At 66.9% G+C, this 23,532-nt stretch carries 21 protein-coding genes; 12 read left to right on the forward strand and 9 right to left on the reverse strand.

Annotated elements, in window-relative coordinates:
• Positions 1 to 190 precede the first annotated feature (190 nt).
• From purM to rnd, 3 genes are all read left to right on the forward strand, one after another.
• Complete coding sequence (purM, locus tag ACOMG5_RS14090) at positions 191 to 1,237, forward strand: phosphoribosylformylglycinamidine cyclo-ligase (RefSeq protein ID WP_420344435.1); 1,047 nt, start codon at positions 191 to 193, stop codon at positions 1,235 to 1,237.
• The gene (gene purN, locus ACOMG5_RS14095) at positions 1,234 to 1,821 is read left to right on the forward strand and encodes a phosphoribosylglycinamide formyltransferase (protein WP_420344436.1); all 588 of its coding nucleotides are present in this window, start codon (positions 1,234 to 1,236) and stop codon (positions 1,819 to 1,821) included. The genes purM and purN overlap by 4 nt, the downstream gene beginning before the upstream one ends.
• A gap of 115 nt (positions 1,822 to 1,936) precedes the next feature.
• The gene (gene rnd / locus ACOMG5_RS14100) at positions 1,937 to 3,094 is read left to right on the forward strand and encodes a ribonuclease D (RefSeq protein ID WP_420344437.1); all 1,158 of its coding nucleotides are present in this window, start codon (positions 1,937 to 1,939) and stop codon (positions 3,092 to 3,094) included.
• Between the two features lie 69 nt (positions 3,095 to 3,163).
• Here the strand turns inward: rnd and ACOMG5_RS14105 are convergent, their stop codons facing one another.
• Positions 3,164 to 3,619, reverse strand: coding sequence for a hypothetical protein (locus ACOMG5_RS14105; RefSeq protein WP_420344438.1), 456 nt, complete (start codon positions 3,617 to 3,619; stop codon positions 3,164 to 3,166).
• Between the two features lie 134 nt (positions 3,620 to 3,753).
• Between ACOMG5_RS14105 and ACOMG5_RS14110 the strand changes: the two genes are divergently transcribed.
• Positions 3,754 to 4,173, forward strand: coding sequence for a SufE family protein (locus ACOMG5_RS14110; protein ID WP_420344439.1), 420 nt, complete (start codon positions 3,754 to 3,756; stop codon positions 4,171 to 4,173).
• Positions 4,174 to 4,241: 68 nt separating this feature from the next.
• On the opposite strand, the gene ACOMG5_RS14115 is transcribed toward ACOMG5_RS14110, so the two are convergent.
• Together ACOMG5_RS14115 and ACOMG5_RS14120 are read right to left on the reverse strand one after the other, a co-directional pair.
• Positions 4,242 to 4,592 (reverse strand): RidA family protein, encoded by a 351-nt coding sequence (locus ACOMG5_RS14115; RefSeq protein WP_420344440.1) that lies wholly within the window; start codon positions 4,590 to 4,592, stop codon positions 4,242 to 4,244.
• 64 nt (positions 4,593 to 4,656) lie between these two features.
• On the reverse strand, positions 4,657 to 4,959 hold the full coding sequence (locus tag ACOMG5_RS14120) for a hypothetical protein (RefSeq protein WP_420344441.1): 303 nt from the start codon (positions 4,957 to 4,959) through the stop codon (positions 4,657 to 4,659).
• A 132-nt stretch (positions 4,960 to 5,091) separates the two neighbouring features.
• Here ACOMG5_RS14120 and ACOMG5_RS14125 point away from each other — a divergent pair, with 132 nt between their 5' ends.
• Positions 5,092 to 6,360 (forward strand): Na+/H+ antiporter NhaA, encoded by a 1,269-nt coding sequence (locus tag ACOMG5_RS14125; RefSeq protein WP_420344442.1) that lies wholly within the window; start codon positions 5,092 to 5,094, stop codon positions 6,358 to 6,360.
• On the opposite strand, the gene ACOMG5_RS14130 is transcribed toward ACOMG5_RS14125, so the two are convergent.
• The 4 genes from ACOMG5_RS14130 to pepN form a co-directional block, all read right to left on the reverse strand.
• Entirely contained in the window at positions 6,357 to 7,994 is a 1,638-nt protein-coding gene (locus tag ACOMG5_RS14130) for an alpha/beta hydrolase (RefSeq protein ID WP_420344443.1), read from the reverse strand. The two genes, ACOMG5_RS14125 and ACOMG5_RS14130, sit on opposite strands and share 4 nt — an antisense overlap.
• A gap of 36 nt (positions 7,995 to 8,030) precedes the next feature.
• Positions 8,031 to 8,240 carry a hypothetical protein gene (locus ACOMG5_RS14135; protein WP_420344444.1) on the reverse strand — a complete coding sequence of 70 codons (210 nt, stop codon included), beginning with the start codon at positions 8,238 to 8,240 and terminating at the stop codon, positions 8,031 to 8,033.
• A gap of 6 nt (positions 8,241 to 8,246) precedes the next feature.
• Entirely contained in the window at positions 8,247 to 9,761 is a 1,515-nt protein-coding gene (gene gatB / locus ACOMG5_RS14140; protein ID WP_420344445.1) for an Asp-tRNA(Asn)/Glu-tRNA(Gln) amidotransferase subunit GatB, read from the reverse strand.
• Positions 9,762 to 9,842: 81 nt separating this feature from the next.
• Complete coding sequence (pepN, locus tag ACOMG5_RS14145) at positions 9,843 to 12,386, reverse strand: aminopeptidase N (RefSeq protein ID WP_420344446.1); 2,544 nt, start codon at positions 12,384 to 12,386, stop codon at positions 9,843 to 9,845.
• A 178-nt stretch (positions 12,387 to 12,564) separates the two neighbouring features.
• Between pepN and ACOMG5_RS14150 the strand changes: the two genes are divergently transcribed.
• A complete protein-coding gene (locus ACOMG5_RS14150; protein WP_420344447.1) occupies positions 12,565 to 14,724 on the forward strand; it encodes a malate synthase G in 2,160 nt (719 codons plus the stop codon).
• 104 nt (positions 14,725 to 14,828) lie between these two features.
• On the forward strand, positions 14,829 to 15,599 hold the full coding sequence (locus ACOMG5_RS14155) for a gamma-glutamyl-gamma-aminobutyrate hydrolase family protein (protein WP_420344448.1): 771 nt from the start codon (positions 14,829 to 14,831) through the stop codon (positions 15,597 to 15,599).
• 9 nt (positions 15,600 to 15,608) lie between these two features.
• Here ACOMG5_RS14155 and ACOMG5_RS14160 read toward each other — a convergent pair whose 3' ends face one another.
• On the reverse strand, positions 15,609 to 16,400 hold the full coding sequence (locus ACOMG5_RS14160; protein WP_420344449.1) for a DNA alkylation repair protein: 792 nt from the start codon (positions 16,398 to 16,400) through the stop codon (positions 15,609 to 15,611).
• Positions 16,401 to 16,636: 236 nt separating this feature from the next.
• On the opposite strand from ACOMG5_RS14160, the gene efeU reads away from it, so the two are divergent.
• The 5 genes from efeU to ACOMG5_RS14185 all read left to right on the forward strand — a co-directional run bounded on the left by efeU (position 16,637) and on the right by ACOMG5_RS14185 (position 21,577).
• Positions 16,637 to 17,470, forward strand: a complete 834-nt coding sequence (gene efeU, locus ACOMG5_RS14165; protein WP_420344450.1) for an iron uptake transporter permease EfeU — start codon at positions 16,637 to 16,639, stop codon at positions 17,468 to 17,470.
• Positions 17,463 to 18,638: an iron uptake system protein EfeO gene (gene efeO, locus ACOMG5_RS14170; protein WP_420344451.1), complete on the forward strand. Its 1,176-nt coding sequence runs from the start codon at positions 17,463 to 17,465 to the stop codon at positions 18,636 to 18,638. The genes efeU and efeO (ACOMG5_RS14170) overlap by 8 nt, the downstream gene beginning before the upstream one ends.
• 1 nt (position 18,639) lies before the next feature.
• The gene (gene efeB / locus ACOMG5_RS14175; RefSeq protein ID WP_420344452.1) at positions 18,640 to 19,932 is read left to right on the forward strand and encodes an iron uptake transporter deferrochelatase/peroxidase subunit; all 1,293 of its coding nucleotides are present in this window, start codon (positions 18,640 to 18,642) and stop codon (positions 19,930 to 19,932) included.
• A gap of 38 nt (positions 19,933 to 19,970) precedes the next feature.
• On the forward strand, positions 19,971 to 20,786 hold the full coding sequence (gene efeO, locus ACOMG5_RS14180; protein WP_420344453.1) for an iron uptake system protein EfeO: 816 nt from the start codon (positions 19,971 to 19,973) through the stop codon (positions 20,784 to 20,786).
• A gap of 569 nt (positions 20,787 to 21,355) precedes the next feature.
• A complete protein-coding gene (locus ACOMG5_RS14185; protein ID WP_420344454.1) occupies positions 21,356 to 21,577 on the forward strand; it encodes a hypothetical protein in 222 nt (73 codons plus the stop codon).
• A 311-nt stretch (positions 21,578 to 21,888) separates the two neighbouring features.
• On the opposite strand, the gene ACOMG5_RS14190 is transcribed toward ACOMG5_RS14185, so the two are convergent.
• Positions 21,889 to 23,532 carry an alpha-amylase family glycosyl hydrolase gene (locus ACOMG5_RS14190; RefSeq protein WP_420344455.1) on the reverse strand — a complete coding sequence of 548 codons (1,644 nt, stop codon included), beginning with the start codon at positions 23,530 to 23,532 and terminating at the stop codon, positions 21,889 to 21,891.

Raw genomic sequence — 23,532 nt, forward strand, 5'->3', positions numbered from 1 at the left:
GGGACTTGAACCCCCAACCAAGGCGTTATGAGCGCCCTGCTCTGACCATTGAGCTACAGGCCCCCAATGTCCCTCATGGGACTAGGCGGGTTTGGCCTCAGGGTCAAGAAAGACCACATGGTGCCCGTTGCCCCGCAGCGGCCTTTGCGCTAAGGGCGGGCAACGGGTTCCACTGGCGGAGATGCGGGCAATGACCAAGGGCAAGAACGGGCTGACCTATGCCGATGCGGGCGTGGATATCGACGCCGGAAACGCGCTGGTCGAACGCATCAAGCCGGCGGCGAAGCGGACGGGGCGTGCGGGCACGGTGTCGGGGCTGGGCGGCTTTGGCGCGCTGTTCGATCTGAAGGCCGCAGGCTACTCCGATCCGATCCTGGTCGCCGCGACCGATGGTGTCGGCACCAAGCTGCGCATCGCGATCGACACCGGCAATGTCGATACGATCGGGATCGACCTCGTCGCCATGTGCGTGAACGATCTCGTCTGCCAGGGCGCGGAGCCGCTGTTCTTCCTCGATTATTTCGCCACCGGCAAGCTCGACGTCGATCAGGCCACGCGGATCATCGAAGGCATCGCCGAAGGCTGCGCGCAGTCGGGCTGTGCGCTGATCGGCGGCGAAACCGCGGAAATGCCGGGCATGTATGCCAAGGACGATTTCGACCTCGCGGGCTTTGCGGTGGGGGCGATGGAGCGCGGCGCTGATCTGCCTGCGGGCGTGGTCGCGGGCGATGTGCTGCTTGGGCTTGGCTCGAACGGCGTGCATTCCAACGGCTACAGCTTCGTGCGCAAGGTGGTGGAGCTTTCCGGCCTCGGATGGGACGCGCAGGCGCCCTTCGCTGAGGGTGCGCTCGGCGCGGCGCTGCTCGCGCCGACCCGACTCTATGTGAAGCAGGTGCTGGCCGCGGTGCGGGCGGGGGGCGTGCATGCGCTCGCGCATATCACCGGCGGCGGCCTGACCGAGAACCTGCCGCGGGTGCTGCCCGAAGGGCTCGGCGCCATGATCGACCTCTCCTCCTGGCCGCTTCCGGGCGTGTTCCGCTGGCTCGCGGAGACCGCGGGCATGGCGGAGCCTGAACTGCTGAAGACCTTCAACTGCGGCATCGGCATGATCGTCGTGGTCGCGGCCGACCGGGCCGACGCGATCGCCGCGCTGCTCGCGGAGCAAGGCGAAACGGTAACCCGGATCGGCACCGTGACCGAAGGGCAGGGCGTGAGCTACGCAGGCCGCCTGCTGTGAAACGCATCGCGATCCTGATCTCGGGGGGCGGGTCGAACATGGTCCGCCTCGTCGAGACCATGCTGGCCGAGGGCTATGCCGCCCCGGTTCTGGTGGGCTCGAACGACCCGGCGGCCGCTGGGCTCGCGCGGGCGCGGGATCTGGGCGTTACGACGGTCGCGGTGGATCACAAGCCCTTCGGCAAGGATCGCGCCGCTTTCGAGGCCGAACTGCTGCGCCCGATCCTCGCAGCCGAACCCGATATCCTGTGCCTTGCCGGTTTCATGCGGGTGCTGACGCCCGATTTCGTGCGCCGGTTCGAGGGACGGATGCTGAACATCCACCCCTCGCTTCTGCCGAAATACCCGGGGCTGCATACGCATCAGCGCGCGCTGGAGGCGGGCGATACCGAGGCCGGATGCACCGTGCATGAGGTGACGCCGGTCCTGGACGACGGCCCGATTCTGGGCCAGGGGCGGGTGCCGGTTCTGCCGGATGACAGCGCGGAGACGCTGGCCGCGCGCGTGCTGAAGCGCGAACATCAGCTTTATCCGGCGGTGCTGCGCCGCTATGTGCGCGGGGACCGCAGCCCGGTTCTGCTCTGATCTGTGGCACGGCGGCCCCGTTTGCGGGGATTCGCGCGCGGGCTGCTTCCTTTTCCGGTAACGAAGACCTAAAGGAAAAGTGATGGCGGGATGACCCCGCGGACAGGATGCGCGCATGCAGACCATTACCACGACCGAGGCCCTCGCCGAATTCTGCGCCAAGGCCAAGGCTCAGCCCTATGTCACCGTCGATACCGAATTCCTGCGCGAGCGGACCTACTGGTCCAAGCTGTGCCTGGTGCAGCTCGCGATCCCGCCAGCGAAGGACGGCGAGGCGGTGCTGGTGGATCCGCTGGCCGAAGGGCTGGACCTGGCGCCGCTCCACGACCTCTTCCGCCATGAGGCGACGGTGAAGGTGTTCCATGCCGCGCGGCAGGATCTGGAGATTTTCTTCGTGGAGGCCGGGCTGTTCCCGAAGCCGCTGTTCGATACCCAGGTCGCGGCGATGGTCTGCGGCTTTGGCGAGCAGGTGGGCTACGAGACGCTGGTGCGCAAGGTAGCCCGCCAGCAGCTGGACAAGACCTCGCGCTTCACCGACTGGTCCCGCCGCCCGCTGACCGATGCGCAGAAGACCTATGCGATCGCGGATGTGACCCATCTGCGGGTGATCTACGAATTCCTCTCGAAGGAGCTGCGCAAATCCGGCCGCGAGGAATGGGTGCATGAGGAGGAGGAGATCCTGCTCAACCCCGAGACCTATATCACCCGGCCGGAGGAAGCCTGGCTGCGGGTGAAGACGCGGACCACCACGGGGCGGTTCCTGGCGGTGGTGCGGGAGCTCGCGCGGTTCCGCGAGGGCTATGCGCAGAACAAGAACATCCCGCGCTCGCGTATCTTCAAGGACGATGCCCTGCTGGAGCTCGCCTCGACGAAGCCGGTGAATTTCGACGAGCTGAACAAATCCCGCCTGCTGCTGCGCGAGGCGCGGCGGGGCGATATCGCCGATGGGATCATCACCGCGGTGAAGGCCGGGCTCGAGTGCAAGCCCGAGGATTTCCCCGAGGTGCCGGACGAGGATCAGCAGCTGCAGGTGAATACCGCGCTCGCCGATCTGCTGCGGGTGCTGCTGAAGGCGAAATCCGAGGAGACCGGGGTCGCCGCGAAGCTGATCGCGAGCTCGTCCGACCTCGATCGGATCGCGGCGGGCAAGCGCGATGTGCCGGCGCTGAGCGGCTGGCGGCAGGAAGTCTTCGGGCATGACGCGCTGCGGCTGGCGAAAGGCGAGCTTGCGCTCACGGCGGCAGGGGCGGCGGTACGGCTGGTTCCGGTCTGACAGAAGGGGTGCCGACCGCTGCGCGGTCCGGCCCGAAGGCGCGCCCTGCGGGCGCGCCTGCACGGATTCTCAGCGGCTCGCAGAGCGTGAATTCTCCGCGCCGACGACCACGACCTGATGCACCGTGGCCAGACGCGGGCCGCGGATGAAAGTGGCCGCCGTCACTTCGCGCGAGGCGGGCGTGGAGACACGCAGCGCATCCGGATCCCCTTCCGGCGGCACGGCAACGAGGAAGCGGTAGGTCATCACCCCATCGACCGGGTAGCCATCGTTCTCCGCGACCAGACGCGCGGCCCACCAGCCCTGCGTCGGCGGCAGGCCGGTTGCCCGGACAATCGCGCCCGAAAGCGTCTGCTCCACCGTCACATTCGTCACCTGCTGCACCAAAACCCGCTGTTCTTCCTGCGGCTTGCGGTACCCGCCCTTCGGCTCCAGCGTCTTGGGCGGATCTTCGAACCAGCCGCAACCGGGCAGGGCGGCGGCCATAGCCAGCATCAGGGCGAGGGCGGGGCGAAGCGGCGTCATGGTGTCTCCGGTCTGTCGCGCGCGGGCGCGCGGGATGGCATTGGGGTAGCCCATCGCGGCGGATTTGAAAAGCCGCCACTGGACCGCCGGGCGCGCCGGCGCTAGGAGGGAGCGAAACCGATCGGGAGGGGCAGATGGCCACCGCAGCCTTCGAAGACATCGCCGAGACCTTCGACTTCCTGGACGACTGGGAAGACCGCTACCGCCATGTGATCGAACTCGGCAAGGCGATGGCGCCGATGGCCGATGCGGTCAAGGTGCCGGCGACGAAGGTCGAGGGCTGCGCGTCGCAGGTCTGGATGCTGCCGCGGATCGAAGGGCAGGGCCCACAGGCGCGGTTCGATTTCGAGGGCGAATCGGATGCGTTGATCGTGCGTGGGCTGATCGCGATCCTGCATGCGCTTTATGCCGGGCTGACGGCGGAAGAGGTGCTGAAGGTGGATGCGGCGGCCGAGCTTGCCCGGCTCGGGCTCGACGAACATCTCTCGCAGCAGCGCTCGAACGGGCTGCGCGCGATGGTGGAGCGGATCCGCCTGCTGGCGCAGACGGCCTGAGGCAGACCCCCGCGGCCCGTGCAGCGCCCCGCAAGCGGATGCCTCCGCCCCGAAGGGCGGAGCGCAGATCACTTCACCGCAGCGGTGACGATCACTTCCACCCGGTAGTCCGGGGTGGCGAGCTTGGCTTCGCCGGTGGCGCGCGCCGGGGTGTGGCCCTGCGGCACCCAGGCATCCCAGACGGCGTTCATCTCGGCGAAATCGGCCATATCGGCGAGCCAGATCTGCGTGGACAGGATGTGCTCCTTGTCCGAGCCCGCTTCCGCAAGCAGCCGGTCCACTTCGGCCAGCGCGGTCCGGGTCTGCACGGTGACGCTTTCGCCCGGCGCGCCGACCTGGCCTGCCAGCCACACCAGCCCGTTATAGACCACGGCTTCGCTCATGCGCGCGCCGACCCCGATACGTTTGATCCCGGCCATCTGGCCCTCCTGCGGTTGTTTTCAGGGCTGTCTTAGCGGATGGCCCTCCGGGGTGAAAGGTGGCTCAGCGCATCCGGCAGGGCGAAACCGAACGCAGCACCCAGGAGAGCGGGCCGATGGAGCTGCGGCGCACCGGCGCCAGCTGCACCGAGACCGTGCAGCGCTCGGTGCGCAGCTCCCAGTCGGTGCGGCCATCGGGGTGGATGCGGCCGCGCACCAGCGCCTCCACCGGCGTGCGCGAGACGGCATCGGCCACCAGCGCGCTTTGCGCGATCACGGCGATCTGCGCCATGCGGTCGTCATACTCCGTGCGCGCGGCCTGCGCGGGCAGCGCCAGAAACGGCAAGGCAAGAAGAACGGCGCGCATGGACCCTCCGCAGCTGGCCCTCTGTGCGCCGGGCGGGCGCGAATGTCCAGATTTCTCCGCCCGGGGTTATGGTTGCGGTTGCCCCCACGGCCCGGGTGAGTAGATTGGCCGCACTTTGAAAAGGGGGAAGCCATGTACCGGGTGTGGACAGTCATCTCGACCTATTCGCTGCTGCTGATATCGGGCGCACTGGCTGCGCTGGTCTGGGCGAACCTGTCCCCCGAGAGCTACCACCATTTCGTGGAGACCCCGCTCTGGACCGGCGGCCCCTTCGGCGTGCTGGAGACCCATGACGGCGTGACCACCCGGGTGCTCACACTGCATTTCCTGGTCAACGACATGCTGATGGCGCTGTTCTTCGCCATCGCTGCGAAGGAGGTCTGGGAGGCGGTGATCCTGCGCGAGGGCTCGCTGCGCGGCAAGAAGGCGCTGACGCCGCTGATCGCCACCGCGGGTGGCATGGTCGGGCCGGTGCTGGTCTATCTGCTGATCGCGGCGGTTTCGGGCGTGTTCAACGATATCAGCCATGGCTGGGCCGTGCCGACCGCGACCGATATCGCCTTCAGCTATCTGGTCGGGCGGATCGTTTTTGGCCCCGGCCATCCGGCCATCGGCTTCCTGCTGCTGCTGGCGATCGCCGATGATGCGGGCGGGCTCATCATCCTTGCGACCTTCTACCCTTCAGCCCCGCTCGCGCCGGGCTGGCTCGCGCTGTCTTTCGGCGCCGCGGTGGCGGTGTGGCTCTTGTGTAACTGGCTGCCGCTGCGGCTGGACCGGAACCGGCCGGGCCGCCCCTGCTCCAGCTGGGTGCGCCGGGTCCTCGGCGCCTGGCCCTATGCGCTGGCGGGGGCGCTCAGCTGGTATGGCTTCCAGCAGGCGGGCATTCACCCGGCCCTCGGGCTCCTGCCGATCGTGCCCGCAATCCCCCATGCGGACCGCGATTTCGGCGTCTTCGCCGAGGGCGAGCGGTATCAGACCGACCTGCTGAACGCGATGGAGCATGCGCTGAAGCTGCCGGTCGAATGGGTGCTGCTGCTGTTCGGGCTGATGAACGCCGGGGTGGAGTTCAGCGCGATCAGCGCGCCCACCTTCGCGGTGCTGGGCGGGCTGCTGATCGGCAAGCCGCTCGGGATCTTCGCACTCGGCTGGCTCGCGGCGGTGGGGCTTCGGCTGGGCCTTCCGCGCGGGATGGGGCTGCGCGATCTGTTCGTGGTGGGCTGCGTGGCGGCAATTGGCTTTACCGTGGCGCTGTTCGTGGCGGCGGTGGCCTTCGAGCCCGGCCCGCATCAGGATGCGGCAAAGATGGGGGCGCTTCTCAGCCTGGCCTGTTCGGTCGTGGCCATTGCCACCGGGCGGATCCTCGGGATCCAGAAGCACGACGGAACGATCAAGCTCTCCTAAAGGCCGCGGGAGGCCATGGCCGCGCGCAGCCGCTCCAGCGCGGGCGCGTCCCAGCCTTCGGGCGAAAGCAGCGCGAGCCAGCCGTTCAGGTAATCGCGCCCGGCATAGACATGGCCATGCCCCTGCGGCGTGGTCGTGGCGGTCAAGACGTCGAAGCCGATCTGCAGGAAGCTCACCAGCGGCAGCCAGCGCAGCTCCGCGGCCACGCCCGGGCCCTGCGGCGCCCGCATCCAGTCCGGCTGCCGCCACAGGATCGAGGGCGCAAAGAAGGTGATCGGATCCGAGGCATATTGCAGATAGACGATCCGCAGCGGCCCCCAGGGCGCGCCATCGGGCAGGCCGCTCTGGTTCAGGAACCGGACCACCGAGCCATCGCGGAATTCGGGCAGCCATTCGGGCGAGCCGGGGTTGCGGGCATCGGTGATGTGGCGCCAGCTGCGGCTGCCGAAGGGCGGGCCCACCCAGAAGGCGCCCTGATACGGCGCGCCGACGAGATCGTAGAAATCGGCCGAAAGGTCCGAATTCAGCGCGCCGAGGCTGAGCCCGAACAGATAGAGCTTCGGCCGCTGGTCCCGCGGCAGGCTGCGCCAATATCCGTGAATGGCGCTGAACACGGCGCGGGCGGTCTCCTGGCCGTATTCGGGGACGGTCAGCAGTGAAAGCCAGCTCGGCAGGTAGGAATACTGCACCGAGATCGTGGCGACATCTCCGCGGCTCAGTGCTTCCAGCGGGAACATCGCGGCCGGATCGACCCAGCCGGTGCCGGTGGGCGTCGCGATCACCAATGTGGCGCGGGCAAAGGCGCCGACGCGGATCGCTTCCTGAAGTGCGAGACGCGCGCGCTCTTGCGGCGTCTCGGCGGAGCCGAGGCCCACATAGATGCGCAGCGGCTCCTGCGCCGGGGCGCCCGCGATGGCGGCAATGCCCTGTGCATCCAGCGGATCGGCGATGCGGTTGCGTCCCTCGGCGCCCAGATCCTCCCATCGCAGCAGCGACGCGGCGGATCCCGTTTTCAGCGGATCCTGCGGCGGGGCGCCATCCTCCTCCGGAAAGGCCGCATCGAGCCTGCGGTAGCTCGCATCGAAGGCACCGAGCGCCTGGCGCAGGAGCAGCTGGTTGCCAAGCATCTCCACCCCCACGAGCGCCACCAGAACGCCCCCGATCAGCGCCACCCGCGGCGGCAGCGCCGCAGAGAGCCGCCGCGCCACCGCCTGCACTACATGGCCCAGCAGGCGCCCGAGCAGGATCAGCACGCCCGCGACCAGCAGCGCCGTGAGCGCGATGGTGATCGGGCGCACCGTCTCCACCGGGGGCAGGCCCATCGCCTGATGCAGCGCCTCCTGCCCGCGCGCCGCGCGCCCGAGGGACCACAGCATCGCCCCGAGCGCGGCCGCCAGCACCGCCAAGGCCAGGCCACGGTGCCGCTGCGGCATCCCGAAGCCGAGCCAGCGCCAGAGCATGCCGCCGGCCACCGCCACGCCGTAGCCCGCCGCGAAGCCAAGCCCCGCGAGCGCGCCTTGCAGCAGGCCGCCACGCGGCACCAGGCTCGGCGTCAGCGCCGCGCAAAAACACAGCGCGCCAAGGGCGAGGCCGGGAAGGAAGGGTGCGGCGGGGATCAGGCGGGCAGGAACCATGGCGCGAGCCTGCCAGAGGCGCGCGCGCCTGTCCACTCAGGCAGGGAGCCGCCGCGCCAGATCTTCCAGCGCGGCAATGGTCGCATCATAGGAATGCAGCGCTTTGGGATGCTGATCGCGCAGGCGCTTGTAGAACGCGATCCAGAACGGCAGATCTGCGAGCGGATAATCGTTGAACCAAGCATCACGGCGGATGCGGAAGCTCGCCCCATCCGCCGAGAGGGTGGCGCTGCAATCGCTGGCCATGGCGGCTCAGAGGCCGAGCTTCTGCGCCACCAGATCGTTCACCGCGGCCGGGTTGGCCTTGCCGCCCGAGGCCTTCAGCACCTGGCCCACGAACCAGCCCGCAAGCTTCGGATTGGCCTTGGCCTTTTCCACCTGCGCCGGGTTGGCGGCGATGATCTCGTCCACCGCCTTTTCGATCGCGCCGAGGTCGGTCACCTGCTTCATGCCGCGCGCTTCCACGATGGCGGCCGGGTCGCCGCCCTCGGTATAGACGATCTCGAACAGGTCCTTGGCGATCTTGCCCGAAATGTCGCCCTTCAGGATCAGCGCGATGATGCCGCCGATCTGCGCAGGCGTTACCGGGCTGCCGGCGATCTCGGTGCCGTCCTTCTTCAGCCGGCCGAAGAGCTCGTTGATGACCCAGTTCGCCGCCTGCTTGCCATCGCCACAGACCGCGACCACGCCTTCGAAATAATCCGCATTCTCCACGTCGGCGGTCAGCACCGAGGCGTCGTAATCGCTCAGGCCCAGCTCCGCGATGAAGCGCGCCTTCTTCGCATCCGGCAGCTCGGGCATGCCCGCGGCGATATCATCGACCCAAGCCTGCTCGATTTCCAGCGGCAGCAGGTCCGGGCAGGGGAAGTAGCGGTAATCATGCGCCTCTTCCTTGGAGCGCATGGAACGGGTCTCGTTCTTGTCGGGGTCATACAGGCGGGTTTCCTGCACGATCTCGCCGCCATCCTCCAGGATCGCGATCTGGCGCCGGGCCTCATAATCAATCGCCATCTGGATGAAGCGCATGGAGTTCATGTTCTTCAGCTCGCAGCGCGTGCCGAGGTGGCCGAAATCGCCCGTCGCCTGATATTTCTCGTATTGGCCGGGCTTGCAGACCGAGACGTTCACATCGGCGCGCAGGTTGCCGTTCTGCATGTTGCCATCGCAGGTGCCGAGGTAGCGCAGCACCTGGCGCAGCTTCACCACATAGGCGGCCGCCTCCTCGGGCCCGCGGATGTCGGGGCGGCTGACGATCTCCATCAGCGCGACGCCGGTGCGGTTCAGGTCCACGAAGGACATGTTCGGGTCCATGTCGTGGATGGATTTGCCCGCGTCCTGTTCGAGGTGGATGCGCTCGATCCGCACCTTGCGCGCGACGCCGGGCCCCATTTCCACGATGATTTCGCCCTCGCCCACGATCGGGTGGTAGAGCTGGCTGATCTGATAGCCCTGCGGCAGGTCCGGGTAGAAGTAGTTCTTGCGGTCGAAGGCCGAGCGCAGGTTGATCGCGGCCTTCAGGCCGAGCCCGGTCTTCACCGCCTGCTCCACGCAGAATTCGTTGATCACCGGCAGCATGCCCGGCATCGCCGCATCGACGAAGGCCACATGGCTGTTCGGCTCCGCGCCGAAGCCGGTGGAGGCGCCGGAAAACAGCTTCGCGTTCGAGCTGACCTGGGCGTGGATTTCCATCCCGATCACCAGTTCCCAGTCGCCCTTGGCGCCGGCGATGACTTTGGGTTCGGGGGAGGTAAAGCTGAGGTCGAGCATGGTCCGCTTCCGTGATCCGGGGTCTTGGGCCTGTCTTAGGGCAGAGGGCGGCGCGAGGCAAGCCGCGCCGCCCGCGCTGTGTCAGCTGAGCAGCCGCGCGGCCATTTCGCCGAGGTCGCGGCTGAGCGCGGGGGTCTGGGCGATCCGCTCCAGCTCCGCGCGCGCCAGCCCCTGCCGGGCCTTGTCATAGCGCCGCCAGGTCTCGAAGGCGGTGGACATCCGCGCCGCGGTCTGCGGGTTCAGCGGGTCGAGCCGCAGCAGCCAGTCCGCATAGAAGCGGTAGCCCGCCCCATCGGCGCGGTGGAAGCCCGCATGGTTCGCCGAAAGCCCGCCCATCAGCGCGCGGAACCGGTTCGGGTTCTTCCAGTCGAAGAGCGGGTCTTCGGCCAGGCGTGTGGCAAGACCCGCGGCCGCAGCGGGCGGGGCGAGTGAAAGCTGGGTCGCGAACCATTTGTCCATCACCAGCGCATTGTCCTGCCAGCGCGCGCGGAAGGCCGCGAGTTCGGCCTCGGCCGCGCCATTGGCCACCAGCACCGCGAGCGCGCCGAGGCTTTCGGTCATGTTGTCGGCCGCCTTATAGAGCGCGCGGGCGCGGGCGCCGCCATCGCGGGTGCTGAGCAGGCTCAGCGCCGCGAGCCGCAGCGCGCGCAGCCCCGAAGGCCCGGCATCCGGCGTGTAGGGGCCGGGCACCGCGGCCGCCTCATAGAGCCGCGCCAGCGCCGCCTCATGCCGCTTCGCGAGGACCTCCATCAGCCCGCGCCGCGCCCGGTGGATCGCGTCCGGATCGGGGGTTTTCTTCGCCGCAAACAGCGCCTGCGCGATTTCATCTTCGCCCGGCAGGCGCAGGATCAGCGCCCGGAACGCCGGATCATTGGTCTCGCCCAGAAGCGCGCCGATCGCGTCCAGATAGGCGGGCTCCGGCTCCTCGCCCTCGGCCATTCCCATCAGCGTCTGCCGCGCGAGCACGCGGCCCGCCTCCCAGCGGTTGAACGGATCGGTATCATGCGCGAGCAGGAAGGCGCGCTCCTCGGCAGGGGCCTCATGCTCCAGCACCACCGGGGCCGAGAAATTGCGCAGGATCGAAGGCACCGGCCGCGAGGCCAGCCCCTCGAAGCGGAAGCTCTGCCGCGGCTCGGTCATCTCCAGGACCGTCGTCGGCACCACCTCGTCGCCATTCGGCGACAGCAGCCCGACCGCGACCGGAATATGCCGCGCGGGCTTTTCCATCTGGCCCGGCGTCGGGTTGGTATGCTGCGTGAATTCAAGCGTATAGACGCCGTCGCTGAAGCTGTCCGTTACCTTCAGATGCGGCGTGCCCGCATCGGTGTACCAGCGCATGAACTGGCTCAGATCGCGGCCGGAGCTGTCCTCGAACACCTTGATCCAGTCCTCGATCGTGCAGGCCTGGCCATCGTGGCGCTCGAAATAAAGGTCCAGCGCGCGGCGGTAGCCCTCTGGCCCCACCAACGTGCGCAGCATGCCTACCACCTCGGCGCCCTTTTCATAGACGGTCGCGGTGTAGAAGTTGTTGATCTCGCGGTAATGGTCGGGGCGCGGCGGGTGGCTCAGCGGCCCGGCATCCTCGCGGAACTGGCGCCCGCGCAGCGTGATCACATCCTCGATCCGCTTCACCGGGCCGAGCCGCATGTCTGCGGTGAAGCTCTGGTCGCGGAACACGGTGAGGCCTTCCTTCAGGCAAAGCTGGAACCAGTCGCGACAGGTGATGCGGTCGCCGGTCCAGTTGTGGAAATATTCGTGCCCGATCACCGCCTCGATCCGCTCATAATCCGCATCGGTCGCGGTTTCGGGCGAGGCCAGCACCAGCTTGGAGTTGAAGATGTTCAACCCCTTGTTTTCCATGGCGCCCATGTTGAAATCGTCGACGGCGACGAGGTTGAACAGGCTTAGGTCATATTCCCGGCCATAGGCGTCCTCGTCCCATTTCATCGAGCGCTGCAGCGCGCCGAGCGCGAAATCGGTGCGGTCCTCATCGCCCGGGCGCACCCAGATATTCAGGTCCACATGCTTGCCGGACATCGTGGTGAAGTGGCCCGGCGTGGCGCGCAGATCGCCCGCGACCAGCGCGAACAGATAGGCGGGCTTCGGCCAGGGGTCGTCCCATTCCGCCCAGCCCGGCCCCTGCGCCACCGGATTGCCGTTCGACAGCAGCACCGGCAGATCGCCCTCGATCCGCACATGGAAGCGCGCCATCACATCAGGGCGGTCCGGATAGAACGTAATCTTCCGAAAGCCTTCCGCCTCGCATTGCGTGCAATACATACCTTTCGACATGTAAAGCCCCTCCAAAGCAGTATTTTCCGCAGGCGCGATTTGCACCTCCGTCTCCAGCGTGAAGCGGCCTTCGGGGAGCGCCGCGGGATGGATCGTGAGGCCGGTCTCTGTGAGCAGGTAATCCGCGGGCGTGAGCGCCACGCCGTCGATGCTGGCCGAAATCAGGTCAAGCTCCTCGCCATCCAGCTGCAGCGCCGCGCCGGCCTCCCGCGCCGTCAGCGTCATCCGCGCCGTGACCCGCGTGGCCGTGGGCGCCAGCCGGAAGCGGAGCGCGACCTCGTCCAGCGTGAACGGATAGGGGCGATAATCGGAGAGATAGGTGGTGCCGTCCATGAATGTCCTGCCTTTCGCTGCGCCGAGCCTAGGCCGCGCGGCCGGGAACGGCAAGGCGCAGCCGATGCGGCGCGCGAACGGGCAATGACCGGCCGGTGCCGCGCCGCGGCGGGGTTTGGCACTGGACAGATGTTCCGGCAGCCCCGACAACGGTCCAGAAACGGAACAGGAGGATGCGATGACGGCACGGGTCGCACGCGCGGGGTTGCAGGTGGCGGCGGAGCTGGCCGCCTTCGTCGAGGAGCAGGCGCTGCCCGGCACGGGCGTGGAAGCCGCAGCCTTCTGGGGCGGGTTTGCGGCTCTGGTGGCGGATCTGGCGCCGAAGAACCGCGCGCTTCTGGCCACCCGCGAGGCGCTTCAGGCGCGGATCGACAACTGGCATCTGGAGCATCGCGGCCAGGGCCATGATGCAACCGCATATCGCGCCTTCCTGCACGAAATCGGCTATCTGATGCCGGAGGGGCCGGATTTTGCCATCGAAACCCCGGAGACGGACCCGGAATTCGCCAGTGTCTGCGTGCCGCAGCTGGTAGTGCCGGTGATGAACGCGCGCTATGCGCTCAATGCCGCCAATGCGCGGTGGGGCAGCCTCTACGATGCGCTGTATGGCACCGATGCGCTCGGCGATCTGCCACAGGGCACGGGCTATGATGCGGCGCGGGGCGCGCGGGTGATCGCCTGGGCAAAGGCGTTTCTCGATGACATCGCGCCGCTGGTCGCCGGCTCCTGGGCCGAGGTGACCGGGATCCGGGTCGCGGAGGGCGCGCTGCTGGTGCAGACCTCGGAGGAGACCGGGCTGCGTGATCCCTCGGAATTCGCAGGCTATCTCGGTTCGGCGGAAGCGCCGACGGGAATCATATTGAAGCACAATGGCCTGCACGCCATTGTTGAGATAAACTCCGAACATCCGATCGGGCGGACCGATCCGGCCGGGATCGCCGATCTACGGCTGGAATCGGCCATTTCCTCGATCATGGACTGCGAGGATTCGGTCGCGGCCGTGGATGCGGCGGACAAGGTTCTGGCCTATGGCAACTGGCTCGGGCTGATGCAGGGCAGCCTCAGCGAAACGGTGGAGAAGGGCGGGCGCAGCTTCACCCGCCGCCTCTCGGGCGACATCGCGGCCCATACACCCGAGGGCGCGCCGCTGCTGCTGAAGGGCCGCGCGCTGATGCTGGTGCGCAATGTCGGGCATCTGATGACCAACCCCGCGATCCTGCTGCCCGACGGGGCCGAAATTCCCGAAGGGCTGATGGATGCGATGGTCACCACGCTCTGCGCGATGCACGATCTGCAAAAGCCGGGTGGCGCGCGCAATTCGGTGACCGGGTCGGTCTATGTGGTGAAGCCGAAGATGCACGGGCCCGAGGAAGTGGCCTTCGCCTCCGAGATCTTCGACCGGGTCGAGGCGGTGCTGAGGCTGCCGCGGCATACGGTGAAGCTCGGGATCATGGACGAGGAGCGGCGCACTTCGGCCAACCTGAAGGAATGCATCCGCGCCGCGCGCCACCGGGTGGCCTTCATCAACACCGGCTTCCTCGACCGCACCGGCGACGAGATCCACACTTCGATGGAGGCCGGGCCGATGCTGCGCAAGGGCGAGATGAAATCGCAGCCCTGGATCCAGGCCTATGAGGACCGCAATGTCGATATCGGGCTGAAATGCGGCCTCGCGGGGCGGGCGCAGATCGGCAAGGGGATGTGGGCGATGCCGGACCGGATGGCCGATATGCTGGCGCAGAAGATCGCGCATCCGATGGCGGGGGCGAACTGCGCCTGGGTGCCGAGCCCGACCGCCGCGACGCTGCATGCCACGCATTATCACCGGGTGAGCGTGCCGGCGCGGCAGCGCGAGATTGCCGCGATGAACCGCCCCGCGCGGCTGGAGGATCTGCTGACGATCCCGCTTGGGCTCGGGCGCAACTATTCCGACGCCGAGATCACCGACGAGATCGAAAACAGCGCGCAGGGCATCCTGGGCTATGTGGTGCGATGGGTCGATCAGGGCGTGGGCTGCTCCAAGGTGCCCGATATCCACGACATCGGCCTGATGGAGGACCGCGCTACCTGCCGCATCTCCAGCCAGGCGCTGGCGAACTGGCTGCACCATGGGCTCGTGTCCGAAGGCCGGGTGATGGAGGCGCTGCGCAAGATGGCGGTGGTGGTGGACCGCCAGAACGCGGGCGATCCGTCCTATGTGCCGATGGCGCCGCGCTATGACGGGCTGGCCTTCCAGGCGGCCTGCGATCTGGTGTTCCTCGGCCGGGTGCAGCCCTCGGGCTATACAGAGCCCGTGCTGCATGCACGCCGCCTGCAGGTGAAGGCTCAGCGCGTCTGAGCCGCCTGGAAAGGCGGCATATGCCGATTTGCACAGAAACTGCGCGGCCCTTCACCTTTTCGGAAGCCTCTCGCCGGATTACTTTTCAGGCGAAAGGATGCAGCATGACCAGACCAGTCGTAGGAATCATCGGCAATCGGGGCCTTATCAACAACCGCTATCCGGTCCATGAGGGCGGGCAGCTGAACTCTTGCGCCGTCAGCCATGTGGCCGGGTGCATTCCGCTGCTGATCCCGGCGGATCCGGACTATGTCTCGGTGCCGGAGCTGCTGGAGGTTTGTGACGGGTTTTTGCTTACTGGCGGGCGGCCCAATGTGCATCCCGCGGAATATGGCGAGGCCGAGACCGACAAGCACGGCACCTTCGACCGCGCCCGCGATGCGATCACGCTGCCGCTGATCCGCGCCTGCGTGGAGCGGGGGCAGCCGTTCCTGGGCATCTGCCGCGGCTTTCAGGAGGTGAACGTGGCCATGGGCGGCACGCTGCATCCGGAAATCCGTGAGCTTCCGGGGCGGATGAACCACCGGATGCCGCCCGATGGCTCCATGGAGGAGGTGTTCGCGCTGCGCCACAGGGTGACGCTGGCCGCGGATGGCCGCTTCGCGCGGCTGTTCGGCGCGGCGGAGGTGATGACGAATACGCTGCACGGCCAGGGCATCGCGCGGCCCGGTGCGCGGATCGTGGTCGAGGGCCATGCCGAGGATGGCACCCCGGAGGCGATCTGGGTGCGCGATGCGCCGGGCTTCACGCTGGCGGTGCAGTGGCACCCGGAATGGAACGCCGATTCCGATCCGGTCTCGCGGCCGCTGTTCGAGGCCTTCGGCTGCGCGGTGCGCGACTGGTCGGCGGGGCGGCGGGCGGCGCGGGTGGCCTGAGCCCGGGGCTCAGTCCTTCAGGATCCGGCGCAGCTCCGCGCGCAGCCCGGGCGGCAGGGCGGCGCCATGGCCTTCGGCCCAGCTCCGCACCAGCCCCGCATCATGCCGCGCCAGCGTGCGCAGCCAGGGCGCCACCGATTTCGCCACGCGGTGATCGGGGTCGCGCGCGAGGCGCAGGCCCCAGTCAAGCACCAGCACCCGCACCGCATGCTGCACCGCATCGGGATGGTTGAGCTTGGCAAAGGGCAGGGTGGCGATCAGGGCGGCGCGCCGGGTCCAGGGATTGGGCGCACAGACCCATTCCGCCAGCTCCGCGACCCGCGAGGGCTCTGCGATGAGGCGGCGCCCGAGGGCCGCGCTGGCCGCATCCGACGTGGCCGTGCCCGCAAAATCGGGCGCCCAGCCCCGCAGCAGCGCCCAGACCTCCGGATCCGGCCGGATCCGCGCCTGGGTCAGCATCTTCGCCGCGGCGAGCATCGCCTCATGCAGGCCGCTGCGCCACAGCGCTTCGGCGAGGCGCAGCCGCTCCGGCAGATCCGCCTGCATGCGCCACAGCCAGGCCATGGTGTCGATCTGCGCCGGCGTCACGCCGCAGGCCGGGCGGCCCTCCTTTTCAAGAGCGCCGATCCCGGCCGCGCGCAGCGCGCGCAGCGCCTCCTCGGGCGTGGGCGGCGGGCCCAGATCGCCGTCATCCGCCTCCTGATAGGCGCTGTATTCGGCGTCCGAGGCGGCGTAGGCCGCGAATTCGGCTTCCAGCCGCGCGGTGTCCTCTGGGGCGGGGCGCTTTGGGTCTTGCGGCAAAGCCTAGGGTCCTTTCGCTCTGTCGGGCAAGCCTAAGCCATTGCGCGCGCGCCGAACAGGGGCGGGCGGCAGTCACTTTTATCTTGAGCCTTTTTATCTGGATTGACTTTATATCTCGAAATGTATCATGTGCCCCCTCAAGCGGCCATCGGGGCGGTTCCCGGCGGCGCCCGAGGATGCTCCCGCCCGTCAGCCCGAACATCCGTCGTGGCAAGGAACATAGGAGAGGGCCGGGCATGCTGGCACCGTTTCTGATCATGTTGCGCGAGGGGCTGGAAGCGGCCCTGATCGTCGGGATCATCGCGGGCTACCTGCGCCAGACCGGGCGCGGGCAGTGGCTCCCGGCGGTCTGGATCGGGATTTTCCTCGCGGTGGCGACGGCGCTTTTCGCGGGCGCGGTGCTGCAGCTGCTGAGCGCGGGCTTCCCGCAAAAGGCGCAGGAGATGTTCGAGGCCGCGATCGGTTTCATCGCCGTCTGCGTGCTGGTCTGCATGGTGTTCTGGATGAAGCGCGCGGCCCGCTCGATCAAGCGCGAGCTGCAATCCTCGGTCGATACGGCGCTGGCGGGCGGCGCGGCCTGGGGCCTGATCGGCATGGTGTTCCTGGCCACGGCGCGCGAGGGGCTGGAATCCATCTTCTTCCTGCTGGCCGTGTTCCAGCAAAGCCCCTCGGCCGCGGCGCCGGTGGGCGCGCTTCTGGGCGTTCTGGTCGCGGTGGCGGCGGGCTGGGCCATCTATGCCGGCGCGCTGCGGCTTGATCTGCGCCGCTTCTTCCGCTGGACGGGGGTGTTCATCCTGTTCGTGGCGGCGGGGCTGCTGGCGGGCGCGGTGAAGGCGCTGCACGAGGCCGGGCTGTGGAACGGGCTGCAGGGCGTGGTGTGGGATATCAGCCATGTTTTGCCCGAGACCGGGCCGGTCGGCACCGTCCTTTCCGGACTGCTGGGCTACCGCGAAGCGCCGACGCTGGGCGAGGTGATCGTCTATGCCCTGTTCCTCGCCGTGACCCTGTTCCTGTTCCTGCGCCCGGTTGCACCGGCCGCAATTCCTGCCAAGAGCCTTTCTGATGCCTGACGCGAAAACTCCCGGTAAATCCCTCAAATGGGCCGTCGCTGCGGCGGCCTGCCTGGCCGCGGCGGGTGGGGGGGCGTTCTTCTACGCCTCGCTGCGCAATGCGGAGGCCACGCGCGGGCAGAAGGCCGACCATGTGATCCGCATCACCGCCACCGCCTGCGAGCCGATGGAGCTCACCACCCCCGGCGGGCGGCGCAGCTTCGAGATCGTCAATGCCTCCGACCGGCCGATCGAATGGGAGATCCTCGATGGCGTGCTGGTGCTGGCCGAGCGCGAGAACATCGCGCCGGGCTTCCACCAGACGCTTTCGGTGCAGCTGCAGCCGGGCGAATATGCGATGGCCTGCGGGCTCTTGTCGAACCCGCGCGGCGTGTTGAAGGTGACGCCTTCGGACGAGGCATCGGCCGCGGCCTCGGAGGTGACGCTGCGCAAGTTCCTCGGGCCGCTTTCGGAATACCGGGTCTATCTGGTGATGCAGGCGGGGGCGGCGGTCGCGGCGGCGGAACAGCTGCAGGCGGCGATTGCGGCGGGCGATCTTTCGGCCGCGCAGGCGGCCTGGGCCGCGGCACGGCTGCCGTACCGGCGGATCGAGCCGCTGGCGAACCGGCTGTCGGACCTCGCCAATACCATCAACCCGCAGGCCGCTTTCCTCGCCGCGCGCGAGGCGGATCCGGCTTTCACCGGCTATCACCGGCTGGAATATGGGCTTTTTGCGCAGAATACCACCGAGGGACTGCTGCCCGTGGCGGAAGGGCTCGTGCGCGATCTGGAAGCGCTGAAGGCGCGGGTGAAGGAGCAAAAGCTCGACCCGCAGCTGCTGCTGGAGCTGCCCGCGGCCCAGGCTGCGCAGATCGGCGAGAGCCAGCTGCCTTCGGGCGAGAATATCTATGCGGGCAATGACCTCGCGGATCTGGCGGCATCGCTGGAGGGGATCGGCAAGCTGACGGCGCTTTTGCGCACGGTGGTGGCGCCGGTGGACCCGAAGCTCGATGCGGATCTCGGGGCGGCGCAGGCCGCGGCGGAGGCCGACCTGGCCGCGCTGAAACAGGATGCGGGCTTCCCGGCCTATGGCACGGTGAGCCCGGATGAGCGTGCGAAGCTGGCGGCAGACATGGCTGGGCTTGCCCAGGCGCTGGACCGTCTGCCGGCCGTGATCGGAGTGAATTGAGATGAACGGGAACGCAGCCGGGCCGAGCCGCCGCCACGTCCTGATGGGGTTCGGGGCAGGGGCCGTGGGCGCGCTTGCCGCAGGGCAGGCCGGCGCCGAAGCACAGCCGCAGGTGAATGACGCGCCGCAGGGCGATGCCGTCAGCACCGCGCAACGGGTGGAATTCCATGGCCGCCATCAGGCCGGGATCACCACGCCGCGCCCCGCAAGCGGGATCCTCGTGGCCTTTGATCTTGCGATCACCAGCCTCGCGGAATTCGAGCGGATGATGAAGCTCCTGACCGAGCGCGCCCGGTTCCTGACCCAGGGCGGCGCGGTGCCGGAGCGCGACCCGAAGCTGCCGCCGGCCGATTCCGGGCTTCTGGGGCCGCATGTCGCCTCCGACAACCAGACCATCACCGTGAGCCTCGGCGACGGGCTGTTCCAGCGGTTCGACTGGCTGCAGGCGCACAAGCCGCGCCGGCTGCAGCCGATGGTGCAGTTCCCGAACGATGCGCTGGCGGCCGATCTGTGCCATGGCGACATGACCATCCAGTTCTGTGCCAACTTGCAGGACACCAATATCCACGCGCTGCGCGACATCATGAAGAACCTGTCGGAATTCCTGGTGATCCGCTGGATGCAGGCCGGGGATGTGCCGCCGGTGGTGCCTGCGGCCGATGGCTCCACGCCGTCTGCGCGCAATTTCCTGGGCTTCCGCGACGGCTCGGCCAACCCCGATTCCAACGACGCCGCGCTGATGGAGTCCATCGTCTGGGTCGGCGCCGGTGAGGGCGAGCCCGACTGGGCCGAGGGCGGCAGCTATCAGGTCGTAAGGCTGATCCGGAACATGGTGGAACGCTGGGACCGCACGCCGCTGCAGGAGCAGGAGCGCGATTTCGGCCGCCGCAAGATGTCGGGCGCGCCGATGGATGGCGGCCCCGGCGCCACGGAACGCGACGTGCCCGATTATGCGCGCGACCCGGAGGGCAAGCACACCCATCTGCAGTCGCATATCCGGCTGGCCAATCCGCGCACCCCGCAGACGCAGAAGAACCTGATCCTGCGGCGCGCCTTCAACTACTCCAACGGCGTCATGAAGAACGGCCAGCTCGATCAGGGTCTGCTGTTCATCTGCTATCAGGCGGATCTGGAAGCGGGGTTCATCACCGTGCAGAACCGGCTGAACGGCGAGCTGATGGAGGAATACTTCAAACCCATCGGCGGCGGCTATTTCTTCACGCTGCCGGGGGTGACGGGGCCGGAGGATTACCTGGCCTCCGGACTGATTTCCGCAGCCAAGGGTCTCCTGTGAACCCGCGCCAGCCCACCACGCCTCAAGGAGAGACCTCCATGTTCGCACGTTTCCTCAGGACTTCGGCTCTCGCGCTGGCGGTGGCCGCGCCGTCCTTCGCGGCCGAGCCGTCGCTCGACCTGGTCGGGCCGCTGTCCGACTACAAGATCTATGTCGCCGAGAATACCGCGCAGCTGGTGGGCGATGTGGAGACCTTCGTCGCCGCGATCAAGGCCAATGACATCGAGAAGGCGAAGGCGCTGTTCGGCCCGACCCGCACCAGCTATGAGAAGGTCGAGCCGATTGCCGAGCTGTTCGCTGACCTCGACAGTGCCATCGACGCGCGCGCCGACGATTTCGAGAAAGGCGAGGCCGATCCAACCTTCACCGGGTTCCACCGCCTGGAATACGCGCTCTGGGTCGAGGGCAAGACCGATCATGTGCATGACTATGCCGATGGCCTGCTGGCGAATGTGAAGGAGCTGGACAGCCGCATCAACGCGCTGACCTTCCCGCCCGAGGTGGTGGTGGGCGGTGCTGCGGTGCTGATGGAAGAGGTCGCCGCGACGAAGATCTCCGGTGAGGAAGACCGTTATTCGCACACCGACCTGTGGGATTTCGACGCAAACTTCGAGGGCGCGGAGAAGATCTATGTGCTGTTCCGGCCGCTCGTGGCCGATCAGGACTCGGAGTTCGTGGCGAAGGTCGATGCCAATTTCGCCTCGGTGAACACGGTTTTGTCGAAATACGAACGTGATGGCGCCTTCGTTTCCTATTCGGAACTGACGGAGACGGACCGCACCGTGCTGTCGACCAAGGTGAATACGCTGGCCGAGGACCTCTCGATGCTGCGTGGCAAGCTTGGCATGAACTGACGCGATCCGGATCCGGCGCGTACGGGCGGGGCAGGGGACTGCTCCGCCTGTTTGCTTCTGGCGGGGCCAGAGGACTTCCATGGGAAATGGGCACGGGCGGAAGGGCCGGCAGGTGGGCTGATGGTACGCTGACGGACGAGGAGCGCATCCCTGTAACTGGACAATTTAATTAGCCTGCCGCCAGATAAGACGGGGCGAACGGCCTGGCTGACGAACGAGTTTAGGACCGCGCGCGCTTCATGGCGGGGTTTTCATTATCCTTTGGCCATCGTGGATTGGCCGCCCCGAGGCGGCAGGCGTGTTGGTATTTGCATCGCAGCGTTGGAGGGAGGCCGTGGCTCGGTCGTTTTATAACTGCCGGCACCCACATTATGAGTTCGCACGACGAGCACCGGCCGAGGCCAATCAGGCCCAAGGCTTGAAGCCGACGCCATGATCAACCGGCAAGCTGAAAGCCGCCACAATTCCAGGATGCGTTAAGGTTACGCCGAGGATACAGGTGAGCGCCTGCGGCAAACGTGCTATCGATGCCCTGTTGAAGAGTGTCTGCACTGAGGGGAGTGCGCGTTGTGAAGACTATTCGCGTGATCGCCATGATCACGTCCATCGGCGGCTATGCGTGCGCCGCCAGCGCCGTGACAGTTTCCTACGACATCGTGCCTGAGCCGACGAATCCGAACGCAGATGACAGCAGCTCCGCCACATCGAGCGGGCCGACGATCAGTATCCCGGTCAGTACGCCAGCGGAGTCGGTGCTCGGGCCGATCAAGCCAATGCTTGAGCAGGACTGAGAGCCGCAATGCTCTGGGTGCCCGAAAACACCGGGCCGCAGAGCAGCGATAGCAACTCGGCCTGTCCAGCCTGCTCAGCAGGGCCATCGTGTCGGAAAACATCGTCGCAAACCTCCTGCCATAGCGGCGGCTGCGGGCGGCTTCCAACTGTACCGTTGATCCGTTTGCGTCCGTCGCGTAGAGTGTGAGCGTGGTCGGTGGTTCGGCGGCTGGGTCCGTCATTTTCCTCGGTCATTTCTTTCCCTCAGTTTTGATATTGTGCACCATCAAAATAGAGGGAAAGAGCCTCGGCGGAAATCCGATAATCAATGTTATGTAATTTTAATTAAATCAACCGGTTTCAAAATCACGGCGCTCCAAGGCTCCATGACCAGCGCCGCGCCCTCTATCTCCGCCGGCTCATCAAGGCCTGCGACCGGCTCCCATGCACAAGTGGGCAGCGCCACCTGGGCCTTGCTCTCGGAAAGATTGAAGACGCACAGCAACGTTTCATGGCCATCGTCGCGTATGAACTGCAGCACCGATCCTTCCACGGCAACTTGGGTCATCAGCCCACGGGCCAATGCTCCATGGGCGTGGCGCAAGGCAATCACGCGGCGATAATGCTGCAAAATGCTCGCGGGCTCCGCTTCAGCCCGATCCACCGCCAAAGCCAGATGGCTTTGAGGGATTGGCAACCAAGGCCGCGCCACACTGAAGCCCGCGTGAGGCTCGGAGCCGGACCAGACCATCGGTGTGCGAGCCCCGTCGCGGCCCTTGAATTCAGGCCAGAATTCAATCCCGTATGGATCGCGGAGGTCTTCATATGCAATCTCAGTTTCCGGCATCCCCAGTTCCTCTCCCTGATACAGGCAAACAGACCCGCGCAAGCACATCAGCAAGGTCACGTAGCATCGGGCGGCCTTGTCGGTCAGAGACCAGCGGCTGACATGGCGCATCACGTCATGGTTCGAGCAAGCCCAGCAGGCCCAGCCTTCCGGAGCGACTTGCGCCACTTTGCGAAACACCTCGGCAATGAACGCTGCCGGCAAGGGTTCGTGCCCGGACAGCAGCTCGAAGGCATAGGACATATGGACCGCATCCTCCCCGGAGGTATATTCTCCGAGGATCTCCAGGCCGCGCTTGCTATCGCCGATCTCGCCGACGGCCGCAGCCTTGTAAGGATCCATGATCCTCCTGAGTTTCCGCAGAAATTCAATGTTTTGCGGGTGATTCTTGTCGTAGATGTGGTGCTGGTGATTGTACGGGTTGACCTTTGGCGCCGTATGGTCGTTGCGCTCTTCCGGCGGAAGTGGAGGATTGTCGCGCAACATATTGTCGTGCATATAGAAATTGATTGTGTCGAGGCGAAAACCATCGACCCCGCGCTCCAGCCAGAACCGCGCCACATCCAGCAGCGCCGCCTGCACGGCATCGGAATGGAAGTTGAGATCCGGCTGCGCGCTCAGAAAATTGTGCAGATAGTACTGCTCGCGCCGCGGCTCCCATTGCCATGCCGAGCCGCCGAAGACCGACAGCCAGTTGTTGGGCGCCGTGCCATCGGGTTTCGGGTCGGCCCAGACATACCAGTCCGCCCGGGCATTGCTGCGGTCGCTGCGGCTTTCACGGAACCATGGGTGCTGATCCGACGTATGGCTCAGCACCAGATCGATCATCACTTTCAGCCCAAGCGCATGGGCCACCTCGAGCAGCCGGTCGAAATCATCCAGCGTTCCGAACAAAGGGTCGACACCACGGTAATCGGCAACGTCATAGCCAAAATCCTTCATCGGCGAGGTGAAGAATGGCGAGATCCAGATCGCATCGACACCAAGCGTGGCAACATAGGGCAGGCGCGCGGTGATCCCGGCCAGATCCCCTACCCCGTCGCCATTGGAATCCTGAAAGCTGCGCGGATAGATCTGATAGATCACCGCACCGCGCCACCAGTTCGGATCCTTCTTCAGCACCGACAT

This window comes from Paenirhodobacter sp., assembly GCF_041916475.1.
GTDB lineage: Bacteria > Pseudomonadota > Alphaproteobacteria > Rhodobacterales > Rhodobacteraceae > Rhodobacter.